This window comes from Photobacterium sp. Hal280 (genome assembly GCF_037162255.1).
In the GTDB taxonomy this organism is placed as follows: Bacteria; Pseudomonadota; Gammaproteobacteria; order Enterobacterales; family Vibrionaceae; genus Photobacterium.
On sequence record NZ_JARLUO010000005.1, the window covers coordinates 514010 to 530762 of the forward strand.

Consider the following 16753-nt stretch of genomic DNA (forward strand, 5'->3'; position numbering starts at 1 on the left):
GGTGTGTCAGGATGACCACACACGCAGGCCGTTACGGTCCACCTCGGGTAGCAGATCTGTCAGCGCTGTACCGTCAGGCAGGACGAGTTCAGGGGCAATTTCAGCCAGTGGATAAAGCACAAACTCACGGGCTTTCATGCCATAGTGCGGAATGGTTAAACGTTCACAGTGGTGCTGTAAATCGCCGTAAAGCAGGATATCCAAATCCAGGGTGCGCGGCCCCCAGCGTTCAGCTTTGCGGACTCTTCCATGCTGCTGTTCAATCTGCTGCGTCAGATCGAGCAGCGCCAGTGGTGTCAGTTCAGTATCAACGGCAACCACAGCATTGATGTAATCAGGCTGATCCTGCGGCCCCATCGGGGTGCTGCAGTACAGCGAGGACTCGGCGACCACGCTCACGTCACTGGCCTGACGTAAGGCCGTCAGTGCCTGGTAAGCCTGGTTCACCGGATCATTCAAATTACTGCCGATGGCAATATAGGCACGAATCATGAGGCCGATTTCGCCTGCGGTTTCTTGCGGCGCTGCGGACGACGGCGACGACGCTGATTGCCGCCACCCAGCTCCTGCACCATTTTATTGCGCTCGTCACGCTCAGCAAACTGGAACTTGTGCCACCAGGTTGCCAGCTCAGCCACGTCTTGACCTTCAAACTGGCCACGCATTTCCAGAAAATCGTAGGCTGCGCGGAATTTAGGGTGTTCCAGCATGGCAAAGGCACGCTTACCGAAACGGCGGCTGAAGCGGTGCTGTTGCTGCCAGATATCACGCACAGTGGTGGTCAGACGGCGAGGGATGGCAATGTTCTTCACCTGCTCATCCAAAATGTCATTGGCCGCTATCATGAAGGCATCGTAGTCACTCAGACCACTGGTGCTGGCAATTTCTTCCGCCCGGACATTCATCGGATACCAGAGCATGGCCGCAAACATGAAGGCCGGATTGACGCGTTTCCCTTCTGCGATTCGGACGTCAGTGGCGGCCAGAATGTGCTCAAGCATCTGTTCGGTCTGGCTGCTGTGATCTTCGGTAAAATGCTCGGCCAGAATCGGGAACAGCTGCTGGAACAGATTGTATTCGCGCAGCATTTTGTAAGTTTCCAGCCCTTTGCCAGCCTGCAGCAGTTTGAGGCTTTCTTCAAACAGACGTGCGGCAGGAATGTCTTTCAGCAGAGTCGACAGTTCCAGGATCGGGGCTGCTGTGTTTGCTTCAATCTGCATATCCAGCTTGACGGCAAAACGCACGGCGCGGAGCATCCGCACCGGATCTTCGCGGTAGCGGGTCTCAGGATCGCCGATCAGGCGGACCAGGCGGTTTTGCAGATCAACAACACCGTTCGCGTAATCACTGACAGTGAAATCTTTGATGCTGTAATACAGGGCATTTATCGAGAAGTCACGGCGTTCTGCGTCTTCATCAATGGTGCCGTAGACATTGTCACGCAGCAGCATGCCTTCATGGTTGCGCGAAGCAATGGCTTGCTTGCCGGCTGGCAGCTTAACGGCGCCTGCATCATGGTGGCCGCGGAAAGTGGCCACTTCAATCACGTCACGGCCAAAGAGAATATGGGCGAGACGGAAGCGGCGGCCGATCAGGCGGCAATTGCGAAACAGCGCCTTAATTTCTTCCGGCGTTGCATTGGTCGCAATATCAAAATCTTTGGGTTCTTTGTCCAGCAGCAAATCCCGAACACCGCCGCCGACCAAATAGGCATCAAAACCGGCTTTATTAAGGCGGTAGAGTACCTTCAGTGCATTTTCACTGATGTCTTTGCGGGAGATACCGTGCTCCTGGCGTTGATAAACTTGCAAGCTTGGCTCCTTGTTACCCAGAGCTTTTTGCTCTCGGGTCAATACTTTACGGCAAAAGCTGGCGACTCGACTAAAGATAACACACCTCGTAATTGTGATAAGGCCGGACTGAACAGCCGCATATCATATACCCAAGTCACCTCAAGATGCTAGGTTCAGCGTGATCGCTGTTGTTGGCGGCAGGTTCGCGACATCCCAATGCGCGATCCCCCAACGGAGAATGTCGTCGCGATCGGCGCGCTGCAATTCAGCTGGCGGATTCATTCCCAGAAACCGCATCGCCTGCCACAGTTGCGGCCCCGGCCGACGGGTGTCGATAGCCGGCGCGTGATTTTGTTTAGACAGTTTATTGCCGTTTTCCGTGACGGCAAGCGGCAGATGTAAATAGCTCACCTCGGGTTGGCCAAGCCGGTGATAGAGGCCTATCTGGCGTCCTGTCGGTTCAATCAGATCGGCGCCCCTGACCACCTCAGTGACACCTTGCGCGATATCATCCAGCACGACCGCCAGGTTGTAGGCATACAGGCCGTCGCGGCGGCGGATGATGAAATCTTCGCAGGCCAGCGCTTCCGGAATGGCGATCCAGCCGTGCAACTGGTCATGAAACCCTGTGATGGCCTGGTCGACTTTTAATCTGACCGCACTGTGAGCGCCATCCAGACCGGCATTGCGGCAAGTACCGGGATAAAAGCCGCCGGCTTCCTTGATCGCTTTGCGGCTGCAACGGCAATAATAGGCATCGCCCTGAGCCAGCCAGTGTTCGATCTGTGCCTGATAAAGGGCGTGGCGCTGACTTTGATAAATGACGCTGCCATCCCAGGTCATGCCAAAGGCGTCCAAAGTGCGCAGTATGTCGTCTGCGGCACCGGGCATTTCGCGCGGGGGATCCAGATCTTCGATTCTGACCAGCCACTGACCTTGCCGGGATCGTGCCTGCAAATAGCTGCCCAATGCCGCCACCAGAGACCCGAAGTGCAGCGGACCGGAAGGTGAGGGGGCGAATCGTCCAGTATACGGAGATAATCTTGTCATGGTGTTGGATAGCAGACTGTCAATCACAATAAAAAAGGGAGCCTTGGCTCCCTTTTGTCAGATTACGGTTACAAAGGGCAGCTTAGCCAGCCATTTGTTTTTCTTTGATCTCTGCCAGTGTCTTACAGTCGATACACAGGTCGGCTGTCGGACGGGCTTCCAGGCGGCGAATACCAATTTCCACGCCACATGAATCACAGAAACCAAAATCGTCATCTTCGATACGTTGCAGCGTTTTTTCGATTTTCTTGATCAGTTTACGCTCACGATCTCGGTTTCGCAGTTCCAGGCTGAATTCTTCTTCCTGTGCTGCACGGTCAACCGGGTCCGGAAAGTTAGCCGCTTCGTCCTGCATATGGTTAACGGTACGGTCAACTTCTTCACGCAATTGGTTGCGCCAGGCTCCGAGAATTTTGCGGAAGTGCTCTAGCTGCGCTTCACCCATATATTCTTCGCCGGCTTTTTCCTGATACGGGTCAACCCCAGCAATAGCCAGGATGCCTAACGATTTTTTAACCTTGCTCTCTGGCATATAGCATCTCCTAACATATACCGAATAACCGTCACTGGTTAATTTTGGCGGGTATCTATAGCAGAAAGGATATAACGTGGCAATTACTGCATCTCTTCAATTTTATACCATTGTGAAGAAAGCATCATTTTTCCGCGTTACTGAGCAAATTCTATCCGCTGGCTCAAAGTCAGAGCCGTCGGGCTGATTTCTGCACGATAACAGAGGACTTCCACCCCTGCTTTTTCTGCCTGTTCCAGTAACTCATCATAGACCGGGTCTATATGGTGCGCCGCGGCGACATTTTCAATCCCCGAATGCAGGACGGCGAAAAATAACACAGCGCGCTGACCCGTGGCTGCAACGTCTGCCAGCTCCCTTAAATGCTTTTGCCCCCGGGTGGTCACAGCATCCGGAAAATACCCGCGGCCATTCTCTTCGAGCAAAGTGACACTTTTGACTTCAATGAAACAGGACGGCAGTAAGGGATCATCCAGAACAATATCTACCCGGCTGTTTTCAGTACCATACTTCACTTCGGTGCGCAATGAAGCATAGCCGGATAATTCCGGAATGTGGTTATTTTTGAGTGCTTCGACCACAATTTGATTCGCTCTGGCGGTATTGATGCAAATCCAGTGTCCGTCCTGCGTTTGTGTTAATTCCCAGCTGTGGGCATATTTCCGCTTCGGATTGTCTGAGGTGGAATACCAGATCGTGGCGCCGGGTTCGGCGCACCCTGTCATGGCACCCGTGTTGGCACAATGAATGGTCGTGACGGTGCCGTCGGGCAACGTGATATCAGCCAGAAAGCGTTTATAGCGTCGAATGAGTGTGGCTGGCTGCAGGGAAGGTGTGTAATTCATTCGCTGTCCTGTACGGCGATCTCCGGTTGAATAAGTGGCCACTGGTTCGCGAGCCGGTAACGGACGCCTGGTCCGTCGGGTTCAGAAATATACAGGCCAAAGCGCTGAAAGTGAAAAAGAAAATCCGGTTGCTGGTCAGGAATGACAGGGCGCTGGCGCAGGTTCTTCCTGAGCGTGATGTGCGGGGTATAGTGCCTGGTGTCTTGCCTCAGCCCGAGATTCCGGGCGAGCAGATTCAGCTGCGCGGCGAGATGCGCTAAAGGCTCGGGACAGGTATCGCTGCCCAGCCAGAGTACCCGGCTGCGTTTCCAGTAACGCAGCAGGTTGAAATGCATCGAGAAAGCCGGGACGGCGAGCTGGCTGACAGCGGCAACAAGCTGGCGGGCTTGCTCATCGGTGACCTGCCCGAGAAAGGCCAGCGTCAGATGCAGGTTGGCATCCGGTACGGTACGCCCTTTGCCGGGTATCGTATCTTTCAGCTGACACAGGCGTTGGTACGGCGCCTGATTCGCCGTAGGGGGTTCTGTCAGCGGCAGGGCAAAAAACATGCGTCGGCTGTCTGGCGGATGTGGAAAATCAGGCTGCCCGGAGAGATGTGTCCCGGAGTGATGTGTCATAGCGTTCTCCTGCCGGTTGGATGGCACCATTACCCCTGTTTGAGTACAATACGTCCGATTTTTCTGAACGTTCTGTATGGCCAGAAACACAGGTTCCTTCATAGAAGATGACACAAGGTAAAGACATTGTCACAACTCCCCATTGATGCGGTACTGCCTGATTTGCACCAGGCGCTTGAGCGCAGCGCACAGATGATTCTCAAGGCACCGCCAGGCGCGGGCAAATCCACCCGGCTGCCGCTGTCACTGCTGGCCGCGGGCGCTGTGGCCGGAAAAATTGTCATGCTGGAGCCGCGCCAGCTGGCGGCCCGTAACATCGCCTCCTACCTGTCGGCTCAGCTGGGTGAGTCCGTGGGACAGACCATCGGTCTCAGGGTGCGGGGTGAAACACGGGTCAGTGACAGCACCAGACTGGAGATCGTGACGGAAGGAGTCATGACCCGGATGTTGCAGCAAGATCCTGAATTATCCGGCATAGAACTGCTGATTTTCGACGAGTTTCATGAACGAAGCCTGCATGCCGATACGGCATTAGCCCTGGCGCTGGAAGTGCAGGGAGCCTTACGCGACGATCTGAAAGTGCTGGTGATGTCTGCCACCCTGGATCATCAGGCTTTGCAGTCGTTACTGCCCGATGCGGAATATCTGGTCTCTGAAGGCCGCAGCTACCCGGTGGACTATAGATACCAGACTCAGGGAACCAGTGCCCAGCAGGGCAATGGTGTGGCAATTGAATGGACCGGGCGCGAAATCCTCAAACTGATGGCGGCCGAGCCGGGCTCTGTGCTGGTCTTTCTGCCCGGCGCCGGTGAGATCCGCCGGCTGGCCGAGTGGCTGCAAGCCGCGGTCAGCCCGGAGGTGATGATTGCGCCATTGTACGGACAAATGGACAGCAAAGCCCAGCAGCAGGCCATACAGCCTGCCATCAAGGGCAAACGGAAAATTGTGCTGGCCACCAATATTGCAGAAACCAGTCTGACCATTGAAGGCATCCGTCTGGTGGTGGATTGCGGTTTAGAGCGGATAGCCCGCTGGGACGCCAAAACCGGTATCAGCCGTCTGGAATTAGTGCGCATTGCCCGTTCTTCGGCGGAACAGCGAGCCGGACGCGCCGGGCGGCTTGAGCCGGGTATCTGTCTGCGGCTCTACAGCCAAGAGTTACTGGCCCGTCAGCCCGCTGTGCCTGAGCCGGAAATCCTGCGGGCCGATCTGAGCCATCTGGCGATGGAGCTGGCCCAGTGGGGCTGCGTGTCAGCCAGTGAACTGCGCTGGCTGGATGTGCCGCCTGAGGGCGCGCTGCAGCAGGCGCAGGCATTACTGGTCGCGCTGGGGGCGATGGACACACGTCATCAGCTCACGGGCAAAGGACAGGTCATCCAGCAACTGGGGACTGAGCCCCGGCTGGCGGCGATTCTGGCGCATGCCAGCTCGCTCGAGGTGAGCGCGCGCGTGACTGCCGCCATGCTGGTGGCGTTGTTAGAAGAGCCGGTCAGAGGGATGAACAATCCCGATTTGGCGTTTCAGCTGCACCTGCTGGAATCAGATCAGCTCCCCCGCAGTGCCTACTACAGGCAGCGAGCCAGACAGCATTTTTCAAAACTCGGGACGCCGGAGCAGGATAAGACCGTCAGATGGCGGACCGACAGCCGCTGGCTGCCGGTATTGATGGCGGCGGGTTTTCCCGATCGCGTTGCCCTCTCCCGGGGGCAGGACGGCCGCTTTCAGCTGGCGAACGGGCAGGGTGTGGTGATCGAGGATGACCATCCGCTGGCGGGTGAGCCTGCGCTGGTGGTGGCTGATGTGGTGAAAACCCGGCAGGGTGACAGCCGGGTATTTTCAGCTGTGGCTGCCGATATCGGCCAGTTGCAGCAAGCGATGCCGCAATTGTTCAGCGAAAGAGAATGGCTCGACTGGGATGACCAAAAAGGGCGTCTGGTCGCGGAAAATCAATATTGTTGTGGCAGGCTGATCATTCAACGTACCGCGCTGGCAGAGCCGGATCCGGCCCGCGCCGGGGAAGCTTTGCTGAATGCCATTCGCCGCCAGGGGCTGAGTGTGCTGCCCTGGAATACGCGCAGCGAAGGCCTGCTGACTCGCGCCCGGTGTGCCGCAAACTGGCTGCCTGAGATGGCACTGCCAGCCATGGATGAAGCGAGTTTGCTGCTGGCGCTGGAAGACTGGCTGCTGCCTTTCATGACAGGGATCCATAGCATGAAAGGGTTGGTGAAACTGGACCTGAGCGCCGCCCTGGAAGCTTATCTCGGCTGGGAGCAGACGCAAGCCCTGGATGCGGCGCTGCCGACCCATTATCAGGTGCCGACCGGATCACGCTACCCGATACGGTATCAGCCCGGTCAGGCCCCTGTGCTGGCGGTACGCATGCAGGAAATGTTCGGCGAGCAGATCTCACCCAGGATTGCCCAGGGCAAGGTAGCGCTGGTCCTTGAGCTGCTTTCCCCGGCCCAGCGGCCGTTACAGATCACCTCAGATCTGGCCGCATTCTGGCAAGGCGCCTACAAAGAAGTACAAAAAGAAATGAAGGGCCGTTACCCTAAGCATGTTTGGCCTGATGATCCTGCCAATCATGCCCCGACACGAAAAACCAAGAAATATATGTAGTCGGCCAGCCTGTGCTGCGCTGAAACTGACAGCCTGATAGCTAAGCTAAGACATCATGATGATTCAAAAGTCCAAGTACCGCCTGGCGGCGCCCAAAAAGCCCGGTGACAAGCAACCTCGTGCGCCGAGAAAAAAGGCACCGGCAAGTAAAAGCGCGAAAGCACAACCCCGTAAGAAAAGTACGCAGCCAAAGACCAGGCGTCAGCCACAGAAAAGCCGTCTGGCACGGATCGGGCGCTGGGTCTTGTTTTCCAGTCTCAAGCTGGGCCTGGCGGTTCTGGCCGTGGTGGTGGTGATGGGAATCTATCTGGATACCCTGGTGCGGGACAAATTTGAAGGCCAGCTCTGGGACTTACCCGCCGTTGTGTACGGCCGGATCCTGGATCTGCAGCCCGGTCAGGCCATCACCCTGAGTGAAGTCAAACGCGAGCTGGATGCCTTGCAGTATCACAAAGTGCGTACCCCGCAGCGTGCCGGGGAATATTCAGCTTCGTCGACCCGCATTGAGATGGTGCGCCGTCCGTTTGAGTTTGATGACGGCTATGAAAGTCAGCGCCACGTGATGCTGACATTCGGTGACAGCGGCCTGAGCCGGATTGACGATCTCGGGCGGGAAAAGGCGCTGGGTTATCTGCGTGTCGAACCCAAAATGCTGGGGATGCTGGGCACCAAAGAAGGGGAGCAGCGGATCTTCACGCCCAGAGAAGAGTTTCCTGAAGTGCTGATTGATGCCCTGCTGGCGACTGAAGATCGGGATTTCTATCACCACGGCGGGGTGTCGCCACTGGCTATCTTACGTGCGGCGCTGGTGAACCTCAAAGCCGGGCGTACCGTGCAGGGCGGCAGTACTCTGACTCAGCAGCTGGCGAAAAATATCTTCCTGACCCGCGAACGCTCGCTGTGGCGCAAGATCCAGGAAGCTTACATCGCCATCATTATCGATTATCGCTACAGCAAAGATCGCATTCTGGAAGCCTATCTGAACGAAGTGTATCTCGGCCAGAGCGGCAGCCGGGAAATTCATGGCTTTGGCCTGGGCGCCCGCCTGTACTTTGGCCGGCCGCTGCAGGAACTGCGGATTGATCAGCTGGCGATGCTGGTGGGCATGGTCAAAGGCCCGTCGTATTACAACCCGTGGCGGCATACCGAGCGCGCCAGAGACAGGCGGGATCTGGTGCTCAGACTGATGCTGGATCAAAATATCCTGACCGGCGCTGAGTATGAGCAGGCTGCGTCAAGAAAACTGGATGTGCAAAAGCAGCCGGTGATCGCCAGCCGTCAGCCAGCGTATTTCCAGCTGCTGCAACGGGAACTGAAAGAGAAAGTCGGTAACCGTTTCACGCCGGGCGTCGGGTTGCGGATCTTCAGTACACTGGATCCTGTGTCGCAGCAAGAAGCAGAAAACGCGGTCGCTCAGTGGATCCCGGTCTTAGAGAAAAAAGCCGGGAGCCCGATTGAAACGGCAATGGTGGTGGTCGACCGTCACAGTGGTGAGATCCGGGCCATGATAGGCGGCAGCCGTCCGGGCTATGCCGGATTTAACCGGGCACTCGACAGTCGCCGGCAGATTGGTTCACTGGTGAAACCAGCCGTTTATCTGAGCGCTCTGCGCCAGCCTGATAAGTTCAGTCTGGCCACGACACTGGACGACAAGCCGATTTTGCTCAAAGGCAATCAGGGCAGTGAGTGGCGGCCGCAAAACTATGATCGTCAATATCACGGTCAGGTGCCTTTGTATGACGCCTTATCGCGTTCGCTGAATGTTCCGACGGTCAATCTGGGCCTGCAGGTCGGGCTGGACAATGTGATCGCCACGCTGGCGGAACTGGGTGTCGCCAAAGAAGCCGTGCCACGCCTGCCTTCTATTTTGCTTGGGGCCTTTACCCTGTCGCCGTTTGACGTCAGTCAGATGTACCAGAGCCTGACCAGCGGGGGACGGCGTGCCGACCAGACCGCCTTGCGCGCTGTGGTCGAGCGTCAGGGCAAGGTGCTTTATCGTCACCTGCCTTCCGGTCGTCAGGTGGTGCCTGAGCAGGCGGCCTGGCTGACGACTTATGCGATGAAACGGGTGGTCAGTCAGGGGACAGGACGGTATCTGCAACCCAGATTTGGCTGGGCTGCGCTGGCTGGCAAAACCGGGACCACAGATGATACCCGCGACAGCTGGTTTGTCGGGGCGGACGGCAGGGAAGTGGTCACCGTCTGGATTGGCCGGGATGACAATAAACCGGTGAAACTGACCGGTGCCAGCGGCGCTTTGCGCCTCTACAGCGGCTATCTGGAACGCCGTCAGCCGGAGCGGTTGCAGCTGAACTGGCCGCAGAAACTCAGTACGCTCAAGTACCACAGACTGAAAAACGGTACGCTGGGGCTGGATTGTCAGGGCGAGCAGTCTCTGCCGGCCTGGGATCCGACCGGTTCGCTGTCCGCACATTGCCGGGAGGGTAAACCTGAAGGCTGGATCAAAGATATGTTCAGCTGGTAAAGCACATCAGCAGAAGGGCTGCATTGTCAGCCCTTATCCGTTTTCCGGTTCGAAGTAGTAGGAAATACGGGCTCTGGGATTGAGGTACTGGCGTATCGGTTCGGGCAGTTTCTGCGGGTGCAGCGCCCGCTCTATCGTCAGATCACTTTGTTCCAGATCAAGCACCGGTGCCTCATTGGACGGCACGCTCGGATCGTAAATCAAAATGTTGGGGTAAAGTAGTCGTTTGGCATTGACGGAAATGACCATGCCGACCTGCTGGTTGGAGAGCAGCACCACACTACCCGGCGGATAGACGCCCATCATACGCACCATTAACGCGATGAATTCCTCACTATATTGCCCCTTCTTGTGTTTAAACAGATAGGAAAGCGCACTGTAGGGGATTTTTGCTTTGCCGGGATCCATCGGGTGGCACAAGTTGTCGTAGGCGTTCACAACAGCGACCAATTGTGCAAAGCGATTGATCTGGTGGCCCTGCAGGCCCAGCGGGTAGCCACTGCCGTCCATCAGTTCATGGTGCTGACTGAGGATAGGTTTGGCAGCGTCCGGAAAGTTTTCGCCCAGCTCTGCCAGTTCCGTGCTGTACTTCGGGTGCAGTTTGAGGAAATTGGCTTCTGGCTCTGTCAAAGGGGTTATTTTGCGCAGAATGTGCGTCGGTATTTTTTGCTTCCCAATGTCATGAAACAGGGCACCAAGCGCTATGGTTTTGATATCGCTGGCTGGCATGCCGTTGGATTTGGCCAGCAACATGGACAGTACGGCCACATTCAGCGAATGGTAGTAAATGTCTTCCGATTCTTTCGCATCACTCATCAGGTGCAGAATCAGATTGTCGTTGTCCAGTAAGGCTTCCACCATGTCGTTGACCAGCTCTTTGGCATCGGCAAATGCCGTCACCGGACGGTTTTTTATTTTTTGCGAAATCGCGCGTAACTTGGACAAAGAACGCTGGAAGCTTTTTTCACAACGATTGAGGTTGCGTTTGTAATTCTTCAGATGCTCAATTCGCCGTTGCTTTTCTTTCCACAACTTATCGGCCTGTTTATTGATAAAGCGGGCCTCTTGCTCTGAGATGGCATCCTGTTCGGTATTGAGCGTATTTTCCGGAAGCGGGTGGGTGTCACTTTTGTCCGGATAGAGAATGACAAATTTAAGCCCGAGGTTTTTTATCAGACGGATCTGCTGGTTATCCTTAATCTTGAAGTGATTCAGCATGAACGGATGCTCCGTCCACTGTAACGGCAGTTTGATATACAGGCCTGGAGTTAAACACTCGGTAGGGAGTTCTATGCTTGTCATTACCTTTTCTATGCATTTACTATTTCAGGCAGGCAATGCACGGCGAGTCCTGTGCCTGTCATGCTTTGACAGTCGGGAAAGGGAGAGGTTATTCCGTGCTGGGTGAAATGTGTATCACAATAGCGTTCTGAAATCGATTATTAAGAATACCGTTAATAAAAAATGGGCTTAATGTCGTGAAAAAAGTGCAAAAGGAATAGATAAAAAAACCTCGCAAAAAGCGAGGTTCAAAAGATGGTGCCGACTACCGGAATCGAACTGGTGACCTACTGATTACAAGTCAGTTGCTCTACCTACTGAGCTAAGTCGGCTTTTTTTGTTCTTAAGTTATTCTTAAAAACTAAATTTGGCTCCCCCTGCTGGACTTAACGCGGCCGGCCAGGCCAGCGACATTGAGCACATCGTGCTCACCAGTTTGAGGGACATACATTGCAGTGAAGCAATGTATTTAATTGGCTCCCCCTGCTGGACTTAACGCGGCCGGCTAGGCCAGCGACATTGAGCACATCGTGCTCACCAGTTTGAGGGACATACATTGCAGTGAAACAATGTATTTAATTGGCTCCCCCTGCTGGACTTGAACCAGCGACATACGGATTAACAGTCCGCCGTTCTACCGACTGAACTAAGGGGGAATTGTTCTTTTTTATGACGTTACCAGAACACCACAAATCAAATTATGGTGCCTCGAGGCGGAATCGAACCACCGACACGAGGATTTTCAATCCTCTGCTCTACCGACTGAGCTATCGAGGCAACGGGGCGCATTAAAAAGGTTTTGCGTTTTTCCGTCAATGGTTTTTTTAAAAAAAGCGAACAAGATTCCTTTTTTTGTACGGATTGTGTGGATTTTAATCTTACCTGTCCGCGGAATAACGAAAATCGCCAGATTTATACATTGCCATACCGGGTCTTGGTCGGCGATGACTATGGCTCAATTATTATTATCCCGCGCTTTCTTCTGATGGTTCTTCTTTATCCGGTCTGTTTTTTGGTCAGCATCTTGTTGCTTAGATGATTTCCTGTGATCTAAATCACCTTTATTCTGTTTCTATAAACGCAAATAAAACTGATAATTGATCTCATTATTGTTTGAGTGCATGATGTGCGCCCTGTTTAATGGGCAGAAAACTGCTTTCTCTGATGAAGTTGTAATTAGGTTGTGATGTCGAAATGAAAAGTTGCTTGGTGGGTATCATGTTGTGCGGTATGGCGAGCCTGCTTTCAGCTTTGCCGGTATTCGCCCTTGATGTGGCGGCGGTCTCTGAACCGGCCCCGGCTGACGGCTGGTTACGGGATGATTCCCGTCAGTCGGCACAGGTACTGGCTTTTCTGAAAGATGAAAATCAGCAGACTGAGCAGGCATTACAGCAGCAGGCCTTGCTGGAACAGTCATTGCTGGGTGAGTGGCAGGCTCGTCAGGCCAGTGTGGCCGACCGGCCCTGGCATCTGGCCGGGACGTACAATTACCGGCTGAGCAAAGGGATGTTGTTACAGCAGCATGCCAAAAGTGGCGAGGTGACGACTGCCGCCGATCTGAGCAAACGCAGTCTGGATTCGGATTATTATCACCTCGGCAGTTGGCTGGTGAGCCCGGATCATCGCCTGCTGGCGATCACTGAAGATCATCGGGGCGACCGAAATTACACACTGACCGTGCTGGATCTGCGCACAGGCCAGATCAAAGCGACCTTGGCCGAGGCGGCGAGCACGGATCTGGCCTGGAGCCAGGACAGTCAAAGCCTGTACTTTGTTGAGAATGAATCCGGCACTTTCCGGCCATTTGCGGTGCGCCGCTGGTCGCAAACAACGGCGACACAAAGCACGATTTTCCGGGAAGACAATCCGGCCTGGCTCGTTTCCGTGTATGCCGCCACTGTGGATCACTACCTGATCATTCAGTCCAATAACCACAATAGCAGCGAGCAGTGGCTGATTCAGAGTAACAGTGGCCAGTCGCTGGGAGTGATTCGCCCACGGGAGTCCGGCGTTGAATATTATGCCGATGTCCGTCATGGTCGTTTATTTCTGTCCAGCAACCTGAACGGTGACTTTTCGCTCTACCAGAGCGCGGTTCCGGAGACAACTCATCTGGGTGCGTCGCAGCAGGCAGCTTGGCTACCGCTCTGGCAACCGGAAAACAATCAGCACATCAAGAACTGGCTGCTGTTTCCGGAGCATATTGTCCTGGAAGTGTCAGAACAGCATCTGAGCCGTCTGGTGGTGCTGAGCTATCAGGGGGGCATTCAGAAAGAAACCCTGATCACCCCTGCGGGTGGTGTCGCCTGGCTGTCGGGCAATACGAACCGCTATGGTCAGTCGGTGATGATCCGCAGTATGTCGATGACGCAACCGCCGCAGTGGCAAGCGTTCAATCTGAAGCAGCAGACTCTCAGGGTTGTGGCGGAAGACCGTTATCCTGATTTTGATCCGGCTGCGTATCAGACTGAACAAATTCAGGTTCGCCACCAGGGCGTTTCCGTTCCGGTGACGCTGGCGTATCGTGCCGATCGTTTGACGCAGTCATCGCCGGTCATGCTGTACGGTTATGGTGCTTACGGCACGCCGGTTCGCCCTTACTTTATGCCACAAATCATCAGCCTGCTGGATCGGGGTGTGATCTATGCGATTGCCCATGTCCGGGGCGGCGGTTATCTGGGCCCGGACTGGTATACGCAAGGGAAAGGGGTTAACAAACCCCGTGCTTTCGATGATTTTCTGGCCGTGGCCGAAGTGATGAAGGCATTTCATCAGGGCCAAAACCGGCCGATCCTGGCACTGGGCGGCAGTGCGGGCGGCACACTGGTTGCTGGCGCCCTGAATCGCCAGCCTGAATTATTTTCCGGTGCCGTGCTTCAGGTGCCCTTTGTGGATGTGATCGCCACGATGTCGGATCCCAGTTTGCCGCTGACCCGTCAGGAATATGCGGAGTGGGGCGATCCAGGCGATCCGGCGCAGCGCGCCGTGATGGCGAGTTACAGCCCGAACGACAATATTTCCGCTCAGGCTTATCCTCCGATGCTGGTGACGGCAGGATTGTATGACACGCAGGTGCCTTACTGGGAGCCCGCCCGGTGGGTGATGCGCGTGCGTGAAAACAGTCTGAATCCGGGGCCGTATTTGCTTCAGACCAATCTGTCTGGCGGACACCGCCAGGATGCCCGGCAGGCACAACAGCAGCAAGCCCGCGAGTATGCTTTCCTGCTCAGTCTGGTGCCATCCGGGACCCAGTCCCCCTGAGATAAATTTGAATGTGACCTGTCTGGCTTCGAGTGAAGCCGGAGGGGCTGCTTTTATCTGAAAGAACCTTCCACTTGTAATTTTTTGATGAGAACCGGAGTTTGCACCATGCAGTTAAAGCCTGTCCCACTGGCTTTGTATGCCTTGTCCAGTACCGCTGGCCTGATGAGTTTTCACAGCCTGGCCGCCCAGCAGCCAGATGCGAAAAAGATGGAAACCGTGGTCGTTACGGCGACCCGCATTGAGCAACCGTTGTCTGAAACCAACGGCTCTGTCGCCGTGATCACCCGTGACGATATTGAGCGCGAGGGGGCGACCGAGCTGTACGATGTGCTGTCGCATGAACCGGGTGTGAGTGTCAGTGGTGGTGCCGGTCGTCCGCAAAATCTCACGATCCGGGGGATGAGCGGCAACCGGATCGCGGTGATCAAAGATGGTGTCAAAGTGGCAGATGGTTATGGCGCCAGCGATCTGAACGATGTCGCAGGTCATAACAGTTTTGATCTGGGTGACGTCAAACAGATTGAAGTGGTGAAAGGGGCGGACTCGTCGCTCTATGGCTCTGGCGCGATTGGCGGTGTGGTGGTCCTGACGTCGAAAACCCCGAGCGATTATCTGGGCAGCGAGGATCATTATGTTGGCCTGACAGGGGGATATTCAGGCATCAGCGATAAATATATCTCGACGCTGACCACAGCAGCCCGGATGGGTGACACCGCGCATCTGGTGCGCCTCAGCTACTGGCAGGGCAGCGAGACCAAAAACCATGAGCAGTCCCTGTATGTCCGCGATATTGACGGGATCAATGCGGCACTGACCAGTGAGTGGTTCCTCAATGACAACTGGCTGCTGAAAGGCAAGGTGGATTATTACAACCAGCAGACTCGCCGGGGGGAAGGGTTAGCGCCGACACAGATGGATGGCATCTGGGAAGCCACGTCGTTTCTGGAAGAAGGGGATACCACCATGCTGTCCGTGCGCGCAGGCGCTGAGTGGGAAGGTGAAAGGCTGCTGGCTGATCAGGCGGATCTCAATCTGTATTACCGTCAGACCGACACGGCCAGTGATAAAGATGTTGGCATGCAGCGTACGCAGGAAGGGCTGGTATTCAAGCGTCGCCAGTCTGAACACCGGGCTTTTAATGATCACCTGATCGGCCTGTCGGCCGATCTGCAAAAGCAGGCCAGCCAGGGCGATGTTGAACATACATTTGCCTGGGGAGTTGCACTGGAAAGGATGCTGCATGAGCGCCCGGTCAATGTGCGTGTCGTGGACTGGACCGGCAACATGCTGAAGGACTCGGAGCCTTTCGCGACGGCCAGAACACATACCTTTGGCGTTTATGTACATGATGACATTCGCTGGGGCAAATGGCATCTGGCACCGGGGCTGCGTTTCGACGTCCAGCAAATGTCGTCTGAGGTGGATGACACCATTGGCGGCTACCCGCTCCATGAGCTCAACAGCAGCGAGCTTTCTCCGAGCCTGTCTCTGGCTTACCAATGGACGCCGGCACTGAGATCTTACCTGAGTTATTCCCATGGTTTTCTGGCGCCGTCTTATGCCAAGGCGTACGGCTTTGTCCCGCATTTGTCGAGCGATCTGGGAAATTTCGTGATTCGGCCTAATGCGGATCTGGATGCAGAAACCAGTGACAATCTGGAGCTGGGCACCAAGTACGATGACGGTCAGCTGGCTGTTTATGGCGCACTGTTCTACTCCGTTTTCGATAACTTCATGACGGAGAAAACCATCGGCTGGAATGACGCCGGCAAATACGCCGAGGTGCAGTATCAGAACCTGAATGGCGTGAAAACCTATGGCGCCGAAATGACCGTCAGCTACTGGTTCAACGATCGGCTGAATCTGGTCTCGAAACTGGGCATTGTGGACGGTGAAGATGAGCACGGTGAACCCATTCGGACCCTGACGCCGCTGGAAGGCAACACCATGCTGAGTTACCAGCAGGACAGCCTGAATGGCTTCTTGCGGGTGAATTACGCCGCTGCGATGGATCAGGTGCCGAGCTGTGAAGACGGCCTGGGGATCCGTCAGAACTGCGCAACGACCGCCGGCTGGATGACAATGGATGCGGGCGTTGGCTATGACGTGACGCCGGATTTTCGGATCAATGCGGCAGTGCATAACCTGTTTGATCGTGAATACACCCGCTATCAGGACGTGGCTGGTGTCACAGAAGCACAAACCACCTTTGCAACTGAGCCGGGCCGCTATTTCAGCGTGAACGCCAAGTACCGTTTTTAAGGATG

General features: G+C 55.3%; 11 protein-coding genes and 3 tRNA genes. 4 read left to right on the forward strand and 10 right to left on the reverse strand.

The features are described from left to right. Window positions 1-6: 6 nt before the first annotated feature. The 6 genes from folK to thpR all read right to left on the reverse strand — a co-directional run bounded on the left by folK (window position 7) and on the right by thpR (window position 4837). Complete coding sequence (folK, locus tag P4S53_RS11555; protein ID WP_337112798.1) at window positions 7-492, reverse strand: 2-amino-4-hydroxy-6-hydroxymethyldihydropteridine diphosphokinase; 486 nt, start codon at window positions 490-492, stop codon at window positions 7-9. Beyond that, the gene (pcnB, locus tag P4S53_RS11560) at window positions 489-1853 is read right to left on the reverse strand and encodes a polynucleotide adenylyltransferase PcnB (RefSeq protein ID WP_337112799.1); all 1365 of its coding nucleotides are present in this window, start codon (window positions 1851-1853) and stop codon (window positions 489-491) included. Before pcnB ends, folK begins: the two co-directional genes overlap by 4 nt. Window positions 1854-1952: 99 nt before the next feature. After that, window positions 1953-2843 carry a tRNA glutamyl-Q(34) synthetase GluQRS gene (gene gluQRS, locus P4S53_RS11565; protein WP_337112800.1) on the reverse strand — a complete coding sequence of 297 codons (891 nt, stop codon included), beginning with the start codon at window positions 2841-2843 and terminating at the stop codon, window positions 1953-1955. Between the two features lie 82 nt (window positions 2844-2925). Next, window positions 2926-3375, reverse strand: coding sequence for an RNA polymerase-binding protein DksA (gene dksA / locus P4S53_RS11570; RefSeq protein WP_027253634.1), 450 nt, complete (start codon window positions 3373-3375; stop codon window positions 2926-2928). A gap of 137 nt (window positions 3376-3512) precedes the next feature. Continuing rightward, complete coding sequence (sfsA, locus tag P4S53_RS11575) at window positions 3513-4220, reverse strand: DNA/RNA nuclease SfsA (protein ID WP_337112801.1); 708 nt, start codon at window positions 4218-4220, stop codon at window positions 3513-3515. Next, a complete protein-coding gene (gene thpR, locus P4S53_RS11580; protein WP_337112802.1) occupies window positions 4217-4837 on the reverse strand; it encodes an RNA 2',3'-cyclic phosphodiesterase in 621 nt (206 codons plus the stop codon). Before thpR ends, sfsA begins: the two co-directional genes overlap by 4 nt. 126 nt (window positions 4838-4963) lie before the next feature. Between thpR and hrpB the strand changes: the two genes are divergently transcribed. After that, window positions 4964-7456 (forward strand): ATP-dependent helicase HrpB, encoded by a 2493-nt coding sequence (gene hrpB / locus P4S53_RS11585; protein WP_337112803.1) that lies wholly within the window; start codon window positions 4964-4966, stop codon window positions 7454-7456. A gap of 58 nt (window positions 7457-7514) precedes the next feature. After that, a complete protein-coding gene (gene mrcB, locus P4S53_RS11590) occupies window positions 7515-9941 on the forward strand; it encodes a penicillin-binding protein 1B (protein WP_337114469.1) in 2427 nt (808 codons plus the stop codon). A gap of 33 nt (window positions 9942-9974) precedes the next feature. Here the strand turns inward: mrcB and P4S53_RS11595 are convergent, their stop codons facing one another. From P4S53_RS11595 to P4S53_RS11610, 4 genes are all read right to left on the reverse strand, one after another. Beyond that, on the reverse strand, window positions 9975-11243 hold the full coding sequence (locus P4S53_RS11595; protein ID WP_337112804.1) for an HD-GYP domain-containing protein: 1269 nt from the start codon (window positions 11241-11243) through the stop codon (window positions 9975-9977). 235 nt (window positions 11244-11478) lie between these two features. Then, a tRNA-Thr gene (locus P4S53_RS11600) sits at window positions 11479-11554 on the reverse strand. A gap of 248 nt (window positions 11555-11802) precedes the next feature. Further along, window positions 11803-11878, reverse strand: a tRNA-Asn gene (locus P4S53_RS11605). Window positions 11879-11923: 45 nt separating this feature from the next. Next, window positions 11924-11999: transfer RNA gene (locus P4S53_RS11610), tRNA-Phe, on the reverse strand. A gap of 417 nt (window positions 12000-12416) precedes the next feature. Between P4S53_RS11610 and P4S53_RS11615 the strand changes: the two genes are divergently transcribed. Continuing rightward, entirely contained in the window at window positions 12417-14483 is a 2067-nt protein-coding gene (locus P4S53_RS11615) for a prolyl oligopeptidase family serine peptidase (RefSeq protein ID WP_337112805.1), read from the forward strand. A gap of 108 nt (window positions 14484-14591) precedes the next feature. Then, window positions 14592-16748 (forward strand): TonB-dependent hemoglobin/transferrin/lactoferrin family receptor, encoded by a 2157-nt coding sequence (locus P4S53_RS11620; RefSeq protein WP_337112806.1) that lies wholly within the window; start codon window positions 14592-14594, stop codon window positions 16746-16748. Window positions 16749-16753: the final 5 nt, after the last annotated feature.